Source organism: Streptomyces sp. HUAS MG91 (genome assembly GCF_040529335.1).
GTDB classification, from domain to species: Bacteria; Actinomycetota; Actinomycetes; order Streptomycetales; family Streptomycetaceae; genus Streptomyces; species Streptomyces tabacisoli.
Map to the genome: position 1 here is coordinate 8,243,012 of NZ_CP159534.1, position 16,330 is coordinate 8,259,341.

The 16,330-nt window shown below is 73.5% G+C and carries 17 protein-coding genes and 1 pseudogene; 7 read left to right on the forward strand and 11 right to left on the reverse strand.

The features are described 5' to 3' along the window. Window positions 1-44: 44 nt before the first annotated feature. Together ABII15_RS37360 and ABII15_RS37365 are read right to left on the reverse strand one after the other, a co-directional pair. Complete coding sequence (locus ABII15_RS37360) at window positions 45-833, reverse strand: arylamine N-acetyltransferase (protein ID WP_353946733.1); 789 nt, start codon at window positions 831-833, stop codon at window positions 45-47. Window positions 834-874: 41 nt separating this feature from the next. Beyond that, complete coding sequence (locus ABII15_RS37365; RefSeq protein WP_353946734.1) at window positions 875-1,132, reverse strand: hypothetical protein; 258 nt, start codon at window positions 1,130-1,132, stop codon at window positions 875-877. Between the two features lie 173 nt (window positions 1,133-1,305). On the opposite strand from ABII15_RS37365, the gene ABII15_RS37370 reads away from it, so the two are divergent. After that, on the forward strand, window positions 1,306-2,049 hold the full coding sequence (locus ABII15_RS37370; protein ID WP_353946735.1) for an MgtC/SapB family protein: 744 nt from the start codon (window positions 1,306-1,308) through the stop codon (window positions 2,047-2,049). Window positions 2,050-2,119: 70 nt separating this feature from the next. Here ABII15_RS37370 and ABII15_RS37375 read toward each other — a convergent pair whose 3' ends face one another. Further along, window positions 2,120-3,562 carry a cytochrome P450 gene (locus ABII15_RS37375; RefSeq protein WP_353946736.1) on the reverse strand — a complete coding sequence of 481 codons (1,443 nt, stop codon included), beginning with the start codon at window positions 3,560-3,562 and terminating at the stop codon, window positions 2,120-2,122. A gap of 141 nt (window positions 3,563-3,703) precedes the next feature. Between ABII15_RS37375 and ABII15_RS37380 the strand changes: the two genes are divergently transcribed. The 3 genes from ABII15_RS37380 to ABII15_RS37390 all read left to right on the forward strand — a co-directional run bounded on the left by ABII15_RS37380 (window position 3,704) and on the right by ABII15_RS37390 (window position 6,257). Next, window positions 3,704-4,312: a TetR/AcrR family transcriptional regulator gene (locus ABII15_RS37380; protein WP_353946737.1), complete on the forward strand. Its 609-nt coding sequence runs from the start codon at window positions 3,704-3,706 to the stop codon at window positions 4,310-4,312. 92 nt (window positions 4,313-4,404) lie between these two features. Then, on the forward strand, window positions 4,405-4,860 hold the full coding sequence (locus ABII15_RS37385) for a MarR family transcriptional regulator (RefSeq protein ID WP_353946738.1): 456 nt from the start codon (window positions 4,405-4,407) through the stop codon (window positions 4,858-4,860). Next, on the forward strand, window positions 4,857-6,257 hold the full coding sequence (locus ABII15_RS37390) for an MFS transporter (protein ID WP_353946739.1): 1,401 nt from the start codon (window positions 4,857-4,859) through the stop codon (window positions 6,255-6,257). Before ABII15_RS37385 ends, ABII15_RS37390 begins: the two co-directional genes overlap by 4 nt. A 15-nt stretch (window positions 6,258-6,272) precedes the next feature. On the opposite strand, the gene ABII15_RS37395 is transcribed toward ABII15_RS37390, so the two are convergent. Further along, a complete protein-coding gene (locus ABII15_RS37395; protein ID WP_353946740.1) occupies window positions 6,273-6,698 on the reverse strand; it encodes a nuclear transport factor 2 family protein in 426 nt (141 codons plus the stop codon). Window positions 6,699-6,993: 295 nt separating this feature from the next. Between ABII15_RS37395 and ABII15_RS37400 the strand changes: the two genes are divergently transcribed. After that, window positions 6,994-7,791, forward strand: coding sequence for a putative protein N(5)-glutamine methyltransferase (locus ABII15_RS37400; protein ID WP_353946741.1), 798 nt, complete (start codon window positions 6,994-6,996; stop codon window positions 7,789-7,791). A gap of 98 nt (window positions 7,792-7,889) precedes the next feature. On the opposite strand, the gene ABII15_RS37405 is transcribed toward ABII15_RS37400, so the two are convergent. The 4 genes from ABII15_RS37405 to ABII15_RS37420 form a co-directional block, all read right to left on the reverse strand. Further along, window positions 7,890-8,537 carry a DUF4230 domain-containing protein gene (locus tag ABII15_RS37405; protein ID WP_353946742.1) on the reverse strand — a complete coding sequence of 216 codons (648 nt, stop codon included), beginning with the start codon at window positions 8,535-8,537 and terminating at the stop codon, window positions 7,890-7,892. 156 nt (window positions 8,538-8,693) lie between these two features. Then, window positions 8,694-10,577: a tetracycline resistance ribosomal protection protein Otr(A) gene (gene otr(A) / locus ABII15_RS37410; RefSeq protein ID WP_353946743.1), complete on the reverse strand. Its 1,884-nt coding sequence runs from the start codon at window positions 10,575-10,577 to the stop codon at window positions 8,694-8,696. A gap of 133 nt (window positions 10,578-10,710) precedes the next feature. After that, on the reverse strand, window positions 10,711-11,145 hold the full coding sequence (locus ABII15_RS37415) for a protein-tyrosine phosphatase family protein (protein WP_353946744.1): 435 nt from the start codon (window positions 11,143-11,145) through the stop codon (window positions 10,711-10,713). Then, window positions 11,142-11,765: a TetR/AcrR family transcriptional regulator gene (locus tag ABII15_RS37420; RefSeq protein ID WP_353946745.1), complete on the reverse strand. Its 624-nt coding sequence runs from the start codon at window positions 11,763-11,765 to the stop codon at window positions 11,142-11,144. The genes ABII15_RS37415 and ABII15_RS37420 overlap by 4 nt, the downstream gene beginning before the upstream one ends. Between ABII15_RS37420 and ABII15_RS37425 the strand changes: the two are divergent. Continuing rightward, a pseudogene (locus ABII15_RS37425) lies at window positions 11,764-12,705 on the forward strand (DMT family transporter); the annotation flags it as partial. The gene ABII15_RS37420 and the pseudogene ABII15_RS37425 overlap by 2 nt on opposite strands. A gap of 15 nt (window positions 12,706-12,720) precedes the next feature. Here the strand turns inward: ABII15_RS37425 and ABII15_RS37430 are convergent. Both ABII15_RS37430 and ABII15_RS37435 read right to left on the reverse strand, forming a co-directional pair. Next, the gene (locus ABII15_RS37430; RefSeq protein WP_353946746.1) at window positions 12,721-13,872 is read right to left on the reverse strand and encodes a dihydrofolate reductase family protein; all 1,152 of its coding nucleotides are present in this window, start codon (window positions 13,870-13,872) and stop codon (window positions 12,721-12,723) included. 37 nt (window positions 13,873-13,909) lie between these two features. Beyond that, on the reverse strand, window positions 13,910-14,923 hold the full coding sequence (locus ABII15_RS37435; RefSeq protein WP_353946747.1) for a glutathione S-transferase C-terminal domain-containing protein: 1,014 nt from the start codon (window positions 14,921-14,923) through the stop codon (window positions 13,910-13,912). 131 nt (window positions 14,924-15,054) lie between these two features. On the opposite strand from ABII15_RS37435, the gene ABII15_RS37440 reads away from it, so the two are divergent. Further along, the gene (locus tag ABII15_RS37440) at window positions 15,055-15,597 is read left to right on the forward strand and encodes an SRPBCC family protein (RefSeq protein ID WP_353946748.1); all 543 of its coding nucleotides are present in this window, start codon (window positions 15,055-15,057) and stop codon (window positions 15,595-15,597) included. On the opposite strand, the gene ABII15_RS37445 is transcribed toward ABII15_RS37440, so the two are convergent. Continuing rightward, window positions 15,537-16,169, reverse strand: a complete 633-nt coding sequence (locus tag ABII15_RS37445) for a PAS domain-containing protein (RefSeq protein ID WP_353947318.1) — start codon at window positions 16,167-16,169, stop codon at window positions 15,537-15,539. The genes ABII15_RS37440 and ABII15_RS37445 overlap by 61 nt on opposite strands. Between the last annotated feature and the right edge of the window lie 161 nt (window positions 16,170-16,330).

A 16,330-nucleotide genomic window follows, 5' to 3' on the forward strand; every position in this document is an offset into this window, starting at 1 on the left:
CTGAACGGTTCGGCGGCAGCATAACCAGCGGCCCGGGGACGGGGTCAGTCCCCGACTGTTTCGGGTTCGGGCGGGAGCGTGTCGAGGACGATGCCGAAGTGCTGGTCATACGCGGCGAGGACGGCGGCGTCGGAGTCGAGGGTGCGCTGCGTGCGCTGTCCGGCGGCCGTCGTCGTGAGCGTATGACCGCTCAAGGTGATCCGTCCGTCCTCGGTGGGGCGCGAACAGACCAGGGACTGCGTGAAGTGCGAGGCGGGCGAGGAGCGGTGGTACCAGGAACCCGCCTCGAAGTCCCGCAGCTCGCGCGGACGCTGGTCGAGCAGATACTGCGGGGCGCCGTCCTGGAGCACGAGCAGATCGCCGTGCGCGGCGTCCTCGATACGGAAGACGCCTGCCGGATCGCGCTGCTCGCCCCGCTCCTCGTACACCAGCGGCTCGGCGCAGAACGCGCCGAAGCCGACGTCCGCGAGCCGGTCCCCGCCGTCCGCCGTCCGCACGCGCAGCGCCATGTGGTCGTAGGGGATGCCGGGGCGGCCGTCCTTGCCGACCACGCGCGCCTGCAACAGGGTCACCTCGAAGCCGAGGGCGCCGAGGAGCGCCCCGAACGCGCCGTTCAGTTCGTAGCAGAACCCGCCGCGGCGCCGGTCGACCACCTTGGCGATCAGCGCCGCCGGCTCCAGGACGACGTCCTCGCCGAAGTGCACTGACAGGTTCTCGAACGGCACCGACCGCAGATGGGCCCGGTGCAGCGCGAGCAGCGCCCCGGCGGTGGGCGCGGCGGGGCGCTCGGCCCCGATGCGGTGGAGGTAGGCCTCGGCCCGGCTGTGATCCATGGGCCCAGTGTGGCGGACACCAGGCGCGGCCTGCCGGGACGTCAAGGCGATGTGTCGTCCGGTCCCAGGTCGTAGATCCGCTCCAGCAGCCACGCCTCGTTGCCCGCGAGGCCCGCCCTGCGCAGCGCCTCGTCCGCCTCGGCGATCGGCACGGCGAGGACCGACGCGGTCGCCGGGGGCTCCGAGCCGGAGAGCGCGGCGCGCGCCGTGTGCAGCAGCCGCAGACAGGCCTGCGCCGCCGCCACTTCGTGCTGCTTCGTCGATCGGTCGTGTGTGTCGAGATTCCAGGTTCCCTGCATGACCCCACTCTCGCGCACGGGTCTGACAATCCCTCGCCCATGGGGCGGGACTAGGCTCGTGGGACAGGACAAGTCCCGTGAGATCACCCATGAGGTCACCCATCCGGACACCCATCCGGACACCCATGAGGACTCCCGTGAGGACTCCTACGGGAACAAGGAGGAACGCACTCGTGTCATCGCACGCACTGCCGCTGTTCGACCCCGCGGCGGGGCAAGGCGCCCGGCAGTTCGCCGAGTTGGGGCTCGCGCTCGTGCTGTCGACCCTGATCGGCGCCGAGCGCGCCGTCCAGCAGAAGAGCGCGGGTCTGCGCACGCACACGCTCGTCGGCGTGGGCAGCGCCCTGTTCATGGAGGTCTCCCAGCACGGCTTCAACTCCCTGCTGGGCCTCGACGGCGTCGCCCTCGACCCGTCCCGGGTCGCCGCGCAGATCGTCTCGGGCATCGGATTCATCGGTGGCGGCCTGATCTTCGTGCGGCGGGACGCCGTTCGCGGCCTCACCACGGCCGCGACCGTCTGGCTCACCTGCGCCATAGGGATGGCCTGCGGCGGCGGACTGCCGCTGCTCGCGATCGCCGCGACGGCCTGTCACTTCCTCGTGGTCCGCGGCTATCCCTGGGTGAGCCGCCGGATCCCCGCCCTGGCCACCGAGCGGCGCACCGGACTGCATCTCGCGTACGAGGTGGGCAGCAGCGTCCTGACGCGTGTTCTGGAGGAATGCACGGGCCGGGGGTTCCGTGTCCTGGAGGTGCGCACCGACCGCACCGACCGGGACGGCGGGTCGGGCCGGCGCGGCACCATCGCCGTACGGATGGAGATCGAGGGTGCGGCGGAGGTGCCGGGCCTCGTCGCGGTGCTGGCCGAGCTGGACGGGGTGCTCGACGTGGCGTCGCTGGAGAGCACGGCCGACGAGTAGCGGGCCTCCCGGCGGGGCCCGAGTCCTCGGCCCCGCGCGTGCGGTGCGGGTCGAAGGCGCCCGGGTGCGTCTACCGGCGCGTGAGGTTCAGCCTGAGCCCCTGTGGCATCAGCGTCAGCCGCTCCGTCACCTTCAGGCGGTAGGCGGGCTCGGGCCGCAGGTCGTAGCGGCGCAGCAGCAGTCCGAGCACCAGGGTGGCCTCGTGCAGCGCGAACTGCCGCCCGATGCAGGCCCGCGCGCCCGTCCCGAACGGCTTGAAGACATGGCCCGGACGGGCCCGCACCGCCTGCGGCGCGAACCGCTCCGGGTCGAAGGACTCCGGATCGTCGCCCCACGCCGTCGGATCGCGGTGCAGCATCGTCGTCAGGACGAGCGCCCAGGCGCCGCGCCGCATCGGGTGCCGCCCGCCGAGCGTCGTGTCGGTGACCGCCTCCCGCGCGAACGCGGGCGCCGTCGGCCACAGTCGCAGCGACTCGTCCAGCACCCGCCGCAGATAGCGCAGTTTGGCCACCTGCTCGTAGGCGGGCACGTCCACATCGCCCCAGACCCGGTCGACCTCCTCCTGGGCCTTCGCCAGCACCTCGCGGTTCTGCGCGAGGTAGTGCAGGGCGAAGGAGAGCGCGCCGGACGTCGTCTCGTGCCCGGCCACCAGGAACGTGATGACCTGGCGGCGGATGTTCTCGGGCGTGAGCCGCTCGCCCGTCTCCGGGTGCGCCACCTCCAGCATCCTGTCCAGCAGATCACCGGGGCCGCCTCCGGCGGCGCGGCGCGCGGCGATCACGTCGTCGACGGTGCGGTTCAGATAGGCACGGTCCGCCGCGTTGCGCTTCTCGGCGCCGCGCTGCAACGTCGCCAGCAGCGGCGGCACCACGTTCCGGCGCTGCGCGAACGACAGCGCGCCCACCATGGCCGTCACGAACGGATGCAGCCGCTCCCGCTCGAAGGACCCGAAGTCGTGCCCGAACCCGGTGCGCGAGATCGTCTCCAGGGTCAGCTTCGTCATGTCGCCGGGCACGTCCACCGAACGGCCCGCGGCCTCGCTCGCGTCCCACGCCGCCGTCAGCTGCCCCGCCACGTCGAGCATCAGCGGGTGATAGCCCTCCATCGCCTCCCGGCTGAACCCGGGCGCCAGGATGTCGTGCGCCAGCTGCCAGTTGGGCTCGTGGTTGTACGCGGTGAACAGGCCGTCCCCGGCGACCGGGCGCAGATTGGCGACGCCGAGCCCGACATGCTTGGCGAACCGCGACTCGTCGGCCAGCTCCGCCGCGAGCTCGGCACCCCACACGAACACGATCTCCTTGCCGAACGCCTTGCGCCGGAAGATCGGTCCCAGGTCGGCGGCGATCCGCATGGAGTCCTGCAACGGCGTACGGGCATGGGCGCCCACGACGTCGCCGATCAGCGGCACCCGGCGCGGCGGGTGCGGGATCCGGTCCAGGCGCGGCCAGCCCTGCTCGGCACTGCGAAAGCCCCGCGGCAGCGTGGCGCCGGCCGCCTGTGTCATCTGAGCCATCGAGCCCATCTCCCTTGCGCCGCCGGTGGGTTGGAGCACCGGGGGCACCTTGTTAGACGTGGATTCAATAATGCGCCTCAGTGTGCGGCTGTTATTGAACTCACGTCAAGTAAGGCGGCGTCCGTCCAGTAGGGTGCGGCCATGACGGCAGAGCGGACGACCCGGCGCAGGATGAGCACGGAGCAGCGCAGGGAACAACTCCTCTCCGTGGGCGCCAAGTTGTTCGCCCAGAGCCCGTACGGCGATGTGTGGATCGAGCGGGTCGCCGAGATCGCGGGTGTCTCCCGCGGGCTCCTGTACCACTACTTTCCGAACAAACGAGACTTCTTCGCCGCGGTCGTGCGCCGCGAGAGCGAGCGGATGCTGCGGCTGACCGCCGCGACCCCCGGCATCCCGGTGCGCGAACAGCTCGGCGCGGGCCTCGACACCTTCCTCGGCTACGTCGCCGCGCACGCCGAGGGCTTCCGCGCGTTCCACCGCGCCGAGTCCGCGGGCGACCCCGCCGTGCGCACCGCCTACCGCGACGGCCTCGCCGCGCAGGAGCAGCAGATCCTCGCGGCCCTCGCCGCCGACCCCGAGATCACCGGACGGCTCCCGGAGCCGGCCGCGCTGCGCCTGGCCGTGCGCGGCTGGCTCGCCTTCCTCGTCGCCGTCTGTCTGGACTGGCTCGACGAGCAGGAACTCACCCGCGAGCAGGTGCGCGACCTGTGCGCCCGGGCGCTCCTGGGGGCGCTCGCCGGTCAGCCGTGAAGAGGGCGGTGCGGTAAGTCGTAAGGAGAAGCGGTGCGGTAGGTCGTAAGGAAAACTTGCAAGGCTTCCTGTCTATCTCCTACGGTGGAGTCATGTCAGGAACGCAGGGACCCGCAGCCCCCGAGCCGCCCGGCGAGCGCGTCGCCGCCGACCTCGCCACCGTCGTCGGCCTGCTCTCCCGCAGGCTGCGCACCGCGTCGCCGGACAGCCTGCTCACGCCCACCCAGCGCACCGTCCTCGCCCGCCTCCACACGGAGGGCCCCGCCACCACGGCGGCGCTCGCCCGCGCCGAGTACGTGAAGCCGCAGTCGATGCGGCTCACCCTCGGCGCCCTGGAGGAGCGCGGCTTCGTCGCCCGCACGCCGGACCCCAACGACGGGCGGCAGTCCGTCGTCTCCATCACCGACAGCGGCCGCACCACCCTCGACGCCGTCCGCGCCGCCAAGCACAGCTGGCTCGCCCAGGCCCTCGACGCCGAGTTCGACCCCGCCGAGCGCCGCCTCGTCGCCGAGGCGACCGTGCTGCTCGGACGGCTGGTGGAGCGGTGAGCGGTGACATAGCGGCGACGGTCACCACCGCACCCGCTCCCGCCGACGGCGGATTCCGCGCCCGGCTCACCGCCCCGCTCCTGCTGGGCTCGGTCCTCAACCCGCTCAACACCACGATGATCTCCACCGGCCTGGTGGCGATCGGGCACCACTTCGGCGTCGGCGCCGCCGACACCGCCTGGCTCATCTCCGTGCTCTACCTCGCCAGCGCCGTCGCCCAGCCCGTACTCGGCAAGCTCGCCGACGCACTCGGCCCGCGCCGGGTCTTCCTCGTCGGCCTCGTCGTGGTCTGCGCCTCCGGCCTCGTCGGCATGTTCGCCTCCGCCTTCGGCTGGCTCATCGTCTCCCGGCTGCTGCTCGGCATCGGCACCTCGGCCGCGTACCCGGCCGCGATGGCCGTCCTGCGCGACGAAGGCCGCCGGATCGGCCGCCGCCCGCCGCGGCCCGTCATGGCCCGGCTCTCCTTCGCCGCGCTCGGCAGCGCCGCCGTCGGCCCCACGCTCGGCGGACTGCTCGTCACCGTCGTCGGCTGGCGCGGCATCTTCGCCGTCAACGTGCCGGTGTCCGTGATCGCCTTCTGCTGCGCCGTGCTCTGGATCCCCGCCGACCCGCCCCGCGCCGCGGCCGGCGAACCCGCGCCGAGGCCCGCCCTGGACCCGCTCGGCATCGGCCTGTTCTCCACGGCCCTGACCGTCCTGGTCTTCTTCCTCCTCGACCTGTCCCACCCGATGTGGTGGCTGCTCGCCCCGTTCGCCGTGCTCACCGCCGTCCTGCTCTGGTGGCAACTGCGCTGCCGGACGCCCTTCATCGACGTACGGATGCTCGCCGGGAACGGCCCGCTGGCCCGCACCTACCTCCGCCACGGCCTCAGCTACCTGCTCATCTACTGCGTCATGTACGGCTTCACCCAGTGGCTGGAGGAGGGCCGCGGCTACTCCTCCGGGCACACCGGTCTGCTGATGCTGCCCATGTCCCTCGCCGCCCTGGTCTGCTCCCTGGTCGGCGCCCGCACCAAGGGCATCCGCGCCCCGCTGATCGTCGCGAGCACCCTGCTCACCGCGGGCGCGGCGCTGCTCGCCTTCGTCTCCGGCTCCACACCGCTGGCCGTGCTGCTCCTCGCGGGCGCCTGCTTCGGCATCCCGCAGGGCCTCATCGGCACCAGCAACCAGGCGGCGGTCCAGGAGTACGCGCCCGCCGCCGACATCGGCGCCGCCGCCGGCCTCCAGCGCACCGCCCAGTACATCGGCGCCATCACCGCGTCGAGCCTGATCGCCCTCGCCTACGGGCAGCGCGCCGACGACGCGGGCCTGCACCTGATGGCGGCCGTCTCCGCCGTCCTCGGAGTCCTGCTCGTCGCCCTGACCGTGACGGACCGGGCGCTGCGCAGACAGCGCTGAGCCGCGCCGGTGCCCTCACCCGGTGAAGAAGAGGTCGCCCGCCGGCTCCTGGTGTCCGTCGGCCTGATGCCAGTAGTCGCGGGTCTCCACCGCGAGACCGTCCGCCCGGAACCGTACGAACACGCACCCGGCCAGCGTCGTCGGCCTGCCGTCCTCCTCGGCGAGCACCCGGAACTCGGCCACCGCGACCGGCCCGGGACCCACCACCGGCTCCGCGAACCGCACGTCCACCGGCCGTTCCCGCTCGAACGACCACCGCAGATACGCGGCGAGCGCGTCCCGCCCGCGATGCGGCTCCCGGAACGGCATCGACCGGTGCACGCAGTCCGGCGCGTACAGGGCGAGCAGCGCCTCCACATCGTGCCGCGCCCATCCCTCCTGCCACACGCCGACGAACCGCCGCGCCGCGTCCGCGATGCCCCCGGTGTCCTCCGCGCCCATGCGCTGCTCCCCGTGTCGCTCCTCGGCCGTACCGTCGCGCGTCAGGCTAGCGGGGGAGCGCAGGGCAACAGGAAAACGGCCGGTCCCGGGACGCCGACCGGCGCCGGGGCCGGTGCGGTAGTGTGACCGGGCCCCACAGCGCGACGAGGGAACGAGGAGGTGAGCCCGATCTTCGCTGTACCAGGTCAGGAGCTCCCTGCTCGCACCGCGCGCCACGACCGCACGCGCTGAGCCGGCCGGCGGCCGCGCGACGGCCGGGAGCCCCGTCGGCGTCCCGAGAGGTCACACCACACCCATGTCGCTCCCCCCGTCACCCGAACCGCCCCCACCCGCCTTCCTCGTGTCCGCGCTGCGCGCCGCCGGCTGTGTCTTCGCCGAGGACGAGGCCCGGGTCCTGCACGCCTCCGCCCGCGACCACGCCGAACTGACCTCGATGGTCGAGCGGCGGGCCGCCGGACTCCCGCTGGAGCACGTCGTCGGCTGGGCCGAGTTCTGCGGCCTGCGGATCGCCGTCGATCCCGGGGTCTTCGTGCCGCGCCGCCGTACCGAGTTCCTGGCCCGCCAGGCCCTCGCGCGCACCCGGCCCGGCGCCACCGTCGTCGACCTGTGCTGCGGCACCGGCGCCGTCGCCGCCGTCCTCGCCGCACGCGCCCCGGGCCGGCTGCACGCCGCCGACCTGGACCCGGCAGCCGTGGCGTGCGCCCGCCGCAACCTCGCCCCGCTGGGCGGCGAGGTCCACGAGGGCGATCTGTACGATCCGCTGCCCGCGGAGCTGGCGGGCTGCGTCGACATCCTCATCGCCAACGGCCCCTATGTCCCCACCGGTGATCTGCCGCTCCTGCCGTCGGAGGCCCGCGACCACGAGCGGCAGATCGCCCTCGACGGCGGCAAGGACGGCCTCGACGTGCTGCGCCGGGTGGCGGAGCGGGCGCCGCGCTGGCTCGCCCCGGGCGGCCGGCTCTTCGTCGAGACCAGCGAACGGCAGGCCGACACCGCGCTGGCGGCCGTGCGCGCCGCCGGCCTCGGGGCCCGGCTCGTCGAGGACGACGACCTGTACGCCACGGTCGTCGTCGGCACCCGTCCGGCGCACTGAGACCGGCCCGCGCGAAGATGTGGTCCCGGTGCCCGGAGCGATCCGGACACCGGGACCACGATGGGCCGGCGATGTGCCTCACATCCGCGCCCGAGCCGTCAGGTCCCGTAGGAGACCCGCACCTTCTCGAACCCCAGCGAGTGCAGCAGCCCCTCCAGCATGTCGGTGGTGTTGCCCTCGGCGCGCCCCGTGAGACCGCTGTCCTTCGCGGCGTCACCGATGTGCCGGGCGGCCAGCTTGCGCACCGCCCGCTCGTCGTTGGGGTTGTCCGAGAACAGGTCGCCGAGCCGGTCGAGCAGCCCGCGCTGCTTAGAGACCGCGTAGGAGCGGTCCGTGTCCAGGGCGGGCTTGCCGAGCTGGGCGTGCGGCAGACGCAGCGTCGCCGACGTGCGGTCCTTGTTCACCCGGACGTCTCCGGGGTCCACCTTTCCGAGATCGACGTACGCGTCGACGGTTCCCGCCCCGATGTACAGGGTGCGGGTCCCGCGGATCGCGTCCGGCAGGTACTTCGTGTCCTTCTCCAGGTCGACGACGACCTGGAAGTTCCCGGACGCGGCGTCGTAACGGCTCATGTCCCGCACCGACTTGAGCAGCGCGGGGCCGGACCGGTCGTGGGTCTCGGTGCCGAAGAAACCGTCGAGACGGTTCATCAGACGCAGCCCGGTGGCGACCAGCGCCACCACGACGACGACCACCACGGCGGCCTTCGCCCACGGGGGGAGCGCAGCAACAGCCCTCGGCTTCATGAGGGAAACCTCCTTCCCATGGAGCCCCAGTTCCCGCGCCGGGCGCAGATCACGCCTGTCGCGGTGCCGCCGTCCCCAACCGGGTCTGCTGCTGGAGCAGTTCGTGCGAGAGGTCCCACAGGCGGCGTGCGCCGTCCGGGTCCACACCGCCCGGGATCACCTCCGCACCGGACGGTCGCCCGTCACCCGGGACCACCAGACGCCCTCGCCGTGCGTGAGCCCCGGCAGGGCGGGCTCCATCTCCCGCACCCCGCGCGCCGTCAGCTCCCCGGCGATCAGCCAGAACGTGTCGCCGCCCGTGATCCGCCCGAACTCGGCACCCAGGGCGGCGAGGCGCGCGCTCACGGCGGCGAGCGTGTTCAGGGGGATCTCCGCCTCGAAGCTGTGCACGGGTTCGAAGACCCGGGTGCGGGCCCGCTCCAGGGCGCGCCGCAGCACGAGCGCCGTCACCGTGCGGACGTCCGCCGCCACACTCACCGGCGCGTCGAACCCCGAGCGGATCAGGGTGACGTGACAGTCCGTCACCGGCCAGCCGTGCGGACCGTCGGCAGCGAGCGTCACGCGCACCGTGTCCTCGACGGCCTGGTGGAACGCCCGGGGCAGGGCGCCCAGCTCGGTCTCGTACGAGAAGACGCGCCCGGAGCCGGGCGCTCCGGGCGCGACACGCAGGCCGACGGTCGCGGGCAGTCCGGTCGTGCTGCGGTGCCCCATCTCCTCGACGTCCTCACCGATGCCCACCGGACGCTCCACGCACCGGATCCGGCTCGGCTCGAACACCGCCTCGATGCCGAACTTCTCGGCCAGCGTGGCGCCCAGGACCTCCTTCTGCACCTCCCCGTACAGCAACAGCCCCGTCGCGCCCGCGGCGGCCGGACGGACATGGAGCAGCGGATCCTGGTCGGCGAGGTCGAGCAGGGCCGCGCGCAGCGCCGCACTCTGCCCGGGGCGCACGGAACGGGCCACGGTCTCCAGGGTGGGCGGCGCGAACCGGGAGCGGCGCTCGTCGGCGCGGCCGAGCCGGTCGCCGACCCGGATGCCCGCGACGCCCCGCACCTCGACGATCCGGCCGGGCCCCGCGACATCGCCCTCCGCCCCGACGACCCGCAGCCCGGTGAGGCGCGCCGGCACCGACTCGGTGCCCCCGTCGGCGTCCCGGCGGAGGAAGGTCACCTTCTGTCGCGCCCGCAGCTCACCGTCGTACACCCGCAGCGAGCCCACACGTTCACCCGCGGGCCCGCGCCGCACCGCGAAAACGGTCGCGACAGGCGGAGCAGACGCGTCCGCCTCGCTCGCCGGGGGCAGGAACTCGACGATGGCGTCCACGAGTTGCCGCACGCCCTGACCGCCGAGCGCGGACCCGAACAGCACGGGATGCGCCCGGCCCTCGGCCGTCCGGGCGGCCAGCGCCCGGCGCAGCGCCGCGGGAGTCGGCGGCGGTCCGTCGACCAGCGCGGCGAGGACCGTGTCGTCCACCTCCGCGAGCGTCCGGGCCGCCGCGTCGTCCAGCTCCCCGGAGGTGACCAGGGCGCGCGCGGTGCCCGCGTGGCCGACCCGGGACAGCGGGACCACGTACGGGGTGAGCCTGCGGCGGATGTCGTCGAGCAGCGGGCCGGTCCGTGCGCCCGCCCGGTCGACCTTGTTGACGAACACGAGCGTGGGAAGCCCGAGCCGCCGCAGCGTCTTGAGCAGCACACGGGTCTGCGCCTGCACCCCCTCCACCGCGGAGATCAGCAGGACGGCCCCGTCGAGTACATCGAGGGCGCGCTCGACCTCGGCGATGAAGTCGCTGTGGCCCGGCGTGTCGACGAGATTGATCTGGGTGTCGCCGACGGTGAACGCGGCGACGGCCGAGCGGATCGTGATGCCGCGCCGCCGCTCGATCGCGCCGGTGTCGGTGCGGGTGTCACCGCCGTCGACGCTGCCGAGCCGGGAGATGGCCCCGGTGTCGAACAGGAGCCGCTCGGTGAGGCTGGTCTTACCGGCGTCGACGTGGGCGAGAATGCCGATGTTCAGGGTGGTGCGAACCTGCGGGGTCTGCATGGAAGGTCGAGTCCTCGAGAATCGTCCGGCGTGGGCGCTGAACTGCTTCGAGGAATCGGCGCATTCCGTTCTCCTGCTCGGTCGAGGGCTGTGACCCGGCCATACTGCTCATCGCGGCGGGGGTTCGCGCAACTCAATTTCCGGTGGGCGCGAACCGGCGCACGTACCGCTTCTGCCACGGGGTCTCCACCGCGTGCCGGTCGTAGTGGCGTCGGACGTACTCCACCGCCCCGGAGGCGGGGACGCCGTCGAGCACCGCGAGGCACGCGAGCGCCGTGCCGGTCCTGCCGCGCCCGCCCGCGCACGCCACCTCGACCCGCTCGTCCGCGCTGCGCCCCCACGCGTCGGCCAGGACCTCGCGGGCCCGCCGCCGGTCCGCGGGCAGCCGGAAGTCCGGCCAGCGCACCCAGGTGAACTCCCAGTCGACGGGCGGGGGTTGCCTGCCCAGCAGATAGATCCCGTACGCGGGACGCGGGCCGGACGGCAGCGGCCTGCGCAGCCCACGTCCTCGTACGAGCCGCCCCGACGGGAGACGAAGGACGCCCGGCGCGTCCGGCTCCCAGGTCACCGTGTCTCCCGCGCGGCCGAGAGCAGGTACGCCGCCAGTCTGCGGGCCCGCCCGAACGCGTCGGGGAACACGTCCAGGCCGTCCGAGACGAGCGCGCCCTCGTGCAGCAGCATCAGGGACCGCCCCAACTCCCGTGCCGCGTCCGGCGACACATCGTGCGCGAGCCGGGTGAACAGCTCCAGCATCCACTGCTTCTGCCCGGTGATGACGGCGTACGCGGGGTGGGCCGGATCGCTGATCTCGGCGTGCGCGTTGACCATGCTGCAGCCCTTGCCGCTGTGCGCCGCCATCCACTCCTGCGACGCGTCGAACACCGCCAGTACCCGCTCGCCGGGGGAGAGGGCGGCCGGATCGTGGTGCCCGGCGAGGAAGGCGCGCCAGCGGGCGTCCCGGGTGGCCAGGTAGTCGACGACGATTCTCTCCTTGGAGCCGAACCGGTCGTAGAGCGTCTTCTTGGTGACCCCCGCCTCGGCGGCGATCAGGTCGACGCCCACGGCGTGGATGCCGCGCTCGTAGAACAGCCGCGACGCGGTCTCCAGGACCCGGCGCGCGGCGGGTGTGAGATCGGGCCGGTCCGGATCGACGGCGGGGGAGACGTGCGGGGCGGAAGAAGGGGGCATGCCCCCAGGCTATACCGATCTGTATAGTCGAGGCCGTGGCGGCAAAGTAAACAGATCTGTCTACTCGTGCTCCGCGTCCCTCCCGCTGCCGTCCCGAGGTGGTGTCCACACCGTGAACGTGCTGCTGTCCATCGGCTTCGTTTTGACCTGGAGCTCCGGTTTCATCGGGGCCAAACTCGGCGCCGCCGAGGCGAGCGCCGTGACCACGCTCATGTGGCGTTTCCTGCCGCCGGCGCTCGTGCTCGCCGCCGTCGTGGGGCGCCGGGCGGTCCACGAACTGACCGCGCGCGACCTCGCGCGGCAGATCGTCGTCGGCACACTCTCGCAGAGCGGCTATCTGCTGACCGTCTACTACGCCATCCAGCTCGGCGTCTCCAGCGGCACCACCGCCCTGATCGACGGCACCCAGCCCCTGGTCGCGGGCGCCCTCGCCGGGCCGCTGCTGCGCCAGTACGTCACCGCGCGCCAGTGGGCCGGCCTCTGCCTCGGCCTCACCGGTGTCCTCGTCGTCACCACGGCCGACGCGACCGCCGTGACGGGCGTGCCCCCGTGGGCCTACGGGATTCCGTTCCTCGGCATGATGTCGCTGGTCGCGGCCACCTTCGTGGAGAGCCGCTCGACCACCCGCGTCGAGCCGATGACCGGGCTCGGCGTGCACTGCGCGACGAGCGCCGTCGTCTTCACGCTCCTCGCCGTGGCCACCGGGAACGCGACGCCGCCCGCCACGCCGTCCTTCTGGCTCTCCCTCGCCTGGCTCGTCGGCCTGTCCACCTTCGGCGGGTACGGCCTGTACTGGATCGTGCTGCGCCGCGACGGCCTCACCCGCGTGAACACCCTGATGTTCCTGATGGCGCCGGTCACCGCCGTGTGGGGCGCCCTGATGTTCGGCGAGCCCTTCGGGGTGCGGACCGCGCTGGGCCTGGCGCTCGGACTCGCCGCCGTGGCCGTCGTGCGGCTAGGAGACCGTGGGCGTGACGAGGTGGCGATTGGGGAGGATCGCGGCGGCGGCGAGCTCCGGGACCTCGGCGACGACGACGCCCGCCTGCGCGAGGACGCCGATCCCGTCGGCGCCGGGCACGAACGTGTCCGGCTCGCGCCAGGCCGTCACCACCCGGCGCACCCCCGCGTCGACGATCAGCCGCGCGCACGGCTTCGGCCGTGAGGCACGGTGGGCGCACGGCTCCAGGCTGCTGTACACGGTGGCCGTCGCCAGCCGCGGATCGTCGCCGGGGAGCTTCGCGAGCGCGGCCTCCTCGGCGTGCACGACCGGGTCGCCGCCCTCCCGGGAGTGCCCCCGCGCCAGCTCCGTGCCGTCGGCCGCGACCACCACGGCGCCCACACTGAACGCGGTCTCCGACGGCGGACAATCGGCGGCCAGGTCGCAGGCGAGGCGCAGCCAGTGCCGGTCGGCCGCCGTGACACCGTCCGTGGTGCCGGGCGCGGTCGGCGCGTACCGCGTGACGATCACATCGCCGACCGGCTCCGAGCCGAGGACCCGCATCCGGCCGCGCGGCCCACCCGGATAAGCGCCAGGACCGAACAGCCGCGGCGCGTCCGGCTCGCCGACCACCAACGGCGCGACGGCGAGCCGCAGTTCGTCCGCGAGGCCGAGCCGCAGCAGCTGGGTGTGCACCCGCGCCCCGCCCTCGACCATCAGCCGCCGCACACCGCGCCCGCCCAGATCGTCCAGGAGCGCCGCCCAGTCGACGGCCGCCCCGAGCGCCACCACCCGCGCCGCGTCGCCGAGCCGGGCGCGGGCGACGGCCGCGCCCCGGTCCGTGGTGTAGACGAGGCGCTCACCGCCCGTCGTCCAGAACGGATCACCGGGATCGAGCTCCCCCGACCCGCTGACCGTCACCTTCAGCGGATACGCGGGCCGCCCGTCGGCGACCCGCCCGGCCCGCCGCTCCTGGGAGTTGACCAGCAGCCGGGGCCGGTCGGCGCGCAGCGTGCCCGCGCCCACCAGGATCGCGTCGCTCGCCGCACGGATCGCGTCGACCCGGTCGAAGTCCTCGGCACCGGAGAGGAGCAGCCGCCCCTCTCCCGTGTCGTCGAGGCACCCGTCGAGCGAGACGGCGGCGGACAACAGCACATGAGGGCGGGGCATGGCGACTCCGTGACCAGGAGGGACGTACACCCCGACCCTACCGAGGAGCCGGCGGTGTCCCGTCACCGAAGGGCCGGCCGCCGAGCCGCTCCCGCCCGTGCGGGGCGGACCAGCCCGACAGATCGGGCCCGAGCGGCACGATCCGGGTCGGATTGATCCCGGCGTGCACCTGGTAGTAGTGCCGCTTGATGTGGTCGAAGTCGACGGTGTCGCCGAAGCCCGGAGTCTGGAACAGGTCCCGCGCGTAGGCCCACAGCACCGGATCCTCGGTCAGCTTGTTGCGGTTGCACTTGAAGTGGCCGTGATAGACGGCGTCGAACCGCACCAGCGTCGTGAAGAGCCGGACGTCGGCCTCCGTGATCGTGTCCCCGACCAGGTACCGCTGCCCGGCCAGCCGTCGCGACACGGTGTCGAGCCGGCCGAACACATCGGCGTACGCGGCTTCGTACTCGCTCTGCCCGGTCGCGAACCCGGCGCGGTACACGCCGTTGTTGACGTCCCGGTAGATCCCCTCCATCACCTCGTCGATCTCGTCGCGCAGCGGCTCCGGGTACAGATCGGGGGCGCCGGGGCGGTGCAGCGCCGTCCACTCGGTCTCCAGGTCGAGCGTGATCTGCTGGAAGTCGTTCGTCACGAGGCGCCCGGACGGCACGTCGACGATCGCCGGGACGCTCACCCCGCCCGGATAGCCCTGCTCGCGGGCGTCGTAGGCCTCGCTGAGGTAGCGGATGCCGAGCACCGGGTCACGGCCGTCCGGGTCGAGCGTGAACCGCCAGCTGCGGTCGTCCTGGATCGGATCGGTGACCGCCAGCGACAGGGCGTCCTCCAGGCCGAGCAGCCGCCGCACCACCAGCGCGCGGCTCGCCCAGGGGCAGGCCAGGCTGACGACGAGCCGGTAGCGGCCCGCCTCCACCGGCCAGCCGTCCCGCCCGTCGGCCGTGATCCGGTCGGCGAAGTGACTGCGGGACCGCTTGAACCCCTTCTTGCCGTACGCGTCGTTGCCGTTCACGCAGTCTCCCTCCGAAGCCGTTCCATGGGTGGGCCACAGCATCGAGCCTGCCCGGGAAACGGTCCCCGCACCACCCGCACCACGAGCGCCGGCCCGTCCCGGGTGAGAGGCTCGCAGGACCTGGGGCACCCGGAACGCGGGAACGCCCCGCGCGGACCACGGAAGGCGCAGGCATGACGACCCTCACCGGCACCTGGCTCACCCTGGACGACGGGCGCCCCGCCGTCCGCCTGACCCGGACCTACCCGCGGCCGGTCGAGCGCGTCTGGCGGTACGTGAGCGACCCGGCCGAGCTGCGGCACTGGTTCCCGTCCCCGTTCCGGGCGGACGAGCTGGAGCCCGGAGCCACCGTGTTCTTCTCCGACGCCCCGGACGCGGCGGAACAGGGGGCCACGGGCACCGTCCTCACCGCCGACCCGCCGCGCGGCCTCGCCTACACCTGGGGAGGCGACGAACTCCGCTTCGCACTCGAACCGCTCGGCGACGGAGGCACCCGCCTCACCCTCACCAACGTCCTGGAGACGGCCACCGGCGCCGCGCGCAACGCCGCGGGCTGGGAGCTCTGCCTGACCGCCCTCGACGCCGCCGACAGCGGCCGGGCCCCCGACGGGCCGCACACCGGGGCGAGCGGGCCGTGGAAGGAGCTGTACGACGCCTACATCGCCGCCGGATTCCCCTCCGGCGCACCGGTCCCGGGCCTCGACGACCTGACCTGAGGCGGCCACACGCCCGGCTCCAGAATCCCCAACGCGTACGCACGGGCGATCAGTTCGGTGCGGTTGGACGCGCCCCAGCGCTGCGACAGACGCCGCAGGTGGTACGTGACGCCGTCGGTCGTCAGCCCCGTCTCGCGCGCCGCCCCGGCCGTCGTCGCGCCCGCCGCGAGCAGCGCGAGAATCCGCTCCTCGTTCGGATGCAGCGCCACCGGGGCGGGCGCCGGGCGCGGCGCGGACTCGCCCGTCACCCGCAGCATCACCAGCAGATCGGGCAGCGCGTTCGGGGTCTCGCTCACCGGGTCGACCGTCAGCTCACCGCTGCGCCCCGCGCCGTCGGCGGCCCGCCAGGTCACCGCCACGGTGTAGCGCGATCGGCGCCGCAGCTTCACCGCCTCGGCGATCCGGTCGACCTGCGCCCCGTCGCGCGGCGCGAACAGCTCCAGCAGGTCCCGGCCCTTCAGCCGCCCCGGGGTCGTGCCCCACTCGGCGGCGAGCGCGGCGTTGACGATGCGCACGATCCCGTACGGATCGCACACCGCCACCGGCATCGGAACGCGGTCGAAGAGGACCATCGCGCGATTGCGCCACACCACCGCGTCCACCGGCCCGCACCTGCCTCTCGCCCCTGCCACGGACAGCGCACCGGACACAACCCCGCCACGCCGTCATCGCCTACACAATCATGTAGTGGCGCGGCACCGACCAGCGGGGGAGCGGGACCAAGCTGGAAGCG

Coding starts and splice junctions, on each gene's coding strand:
- ABII15_RS37360 (WP_353946733.1), bottom strand. CDS start 833: ATGGATCACAGCCGGGCCGAGGCCTACCTCCACCGCATCGGGGCCGAG.
- ABII15_RS37365 (WP_353946734.1), bottom strand. CDS start 1,132: ATGCAGGGAACCTGGAATCTCGACACACACGACCGATCGACGAAGCAG.
- ABII15_RS37375 (WP_353946736.1), bottom strand. CDS start 3,562: ATGGCTCAGATGACACAGGCGGCCGGCGCCACGCTGCCGCGGGGCTTT.
- ABII15_RS37380 (WP_353946737.1), top strand. CDS start 3,704: ATGACGGCAGAGCGGACGACCCGGCGCAGGATGAGCACGGAGCAGCGC.
- ABII15_RS37385 (WP_353946738.1), top strand. CDS start 4,405: ATGTCAGGAACGCAGGGACCCGCAGCCCCCGAGCCGCCCGGCGAGCGC.
- ABII15_RS37395 (WP_353946740.1), bottom strand. CDS start 6,698: ATGGGCGCGGAGGACACCGGGGGCATCGCGGACGCGGCGCGGCGGTTC.
- ABII15_RS37400 (WP_353946741.1), top strand. CDS start 6,994: ATGTCGCTCCCCCCGTCACCCGAACCGCCCCCACCCGCCTTCCTCGTG.
- ABII15_RS37405 (WP_353946742.1), bottom strand. CDS start 8,537: ATGAAGCCGAGGGCTGTTGCTGCGCTCCCCCCGTGGGCGAAGGCCGCC.
- ABII15_RS37420 (WP_353946745.1), bottom strand. CDS start 11,765: ATGCCCCCTTCTTCCGCCCCGCACGTCTCCCCCGCCGTCGATCCGGAC.
- ABII15_RS37430 (WP_353946746.1), bottom strand. CDS start 13,872: ATGCCCCGCCCTCATGTGCTGTTGTCCGCCGCCGTCTCGCTCGACGGG.
- ABII15_RS37435 (WP_353946747.1), bottom strand. CDS start 14,923: ATGCTGTGGCCCACCCATGGAACGGCTTCGGAGGGAGACTGCGTGAAC.
- ABII15_RS37440 (WP_353946748.1), top strand. CDS start 15,055: ATGACGACCCTCACCGGCACCTGGCTCACCCTGGACGACGGGCGCCCC.
- ABII15_RS37445 (WP_353947318.1), bottom strand. CDS start 16,169: ATGGTCCTCTTCGACCGCGTTCCGATGCCGGTGGCGGTGTGCGATCCG.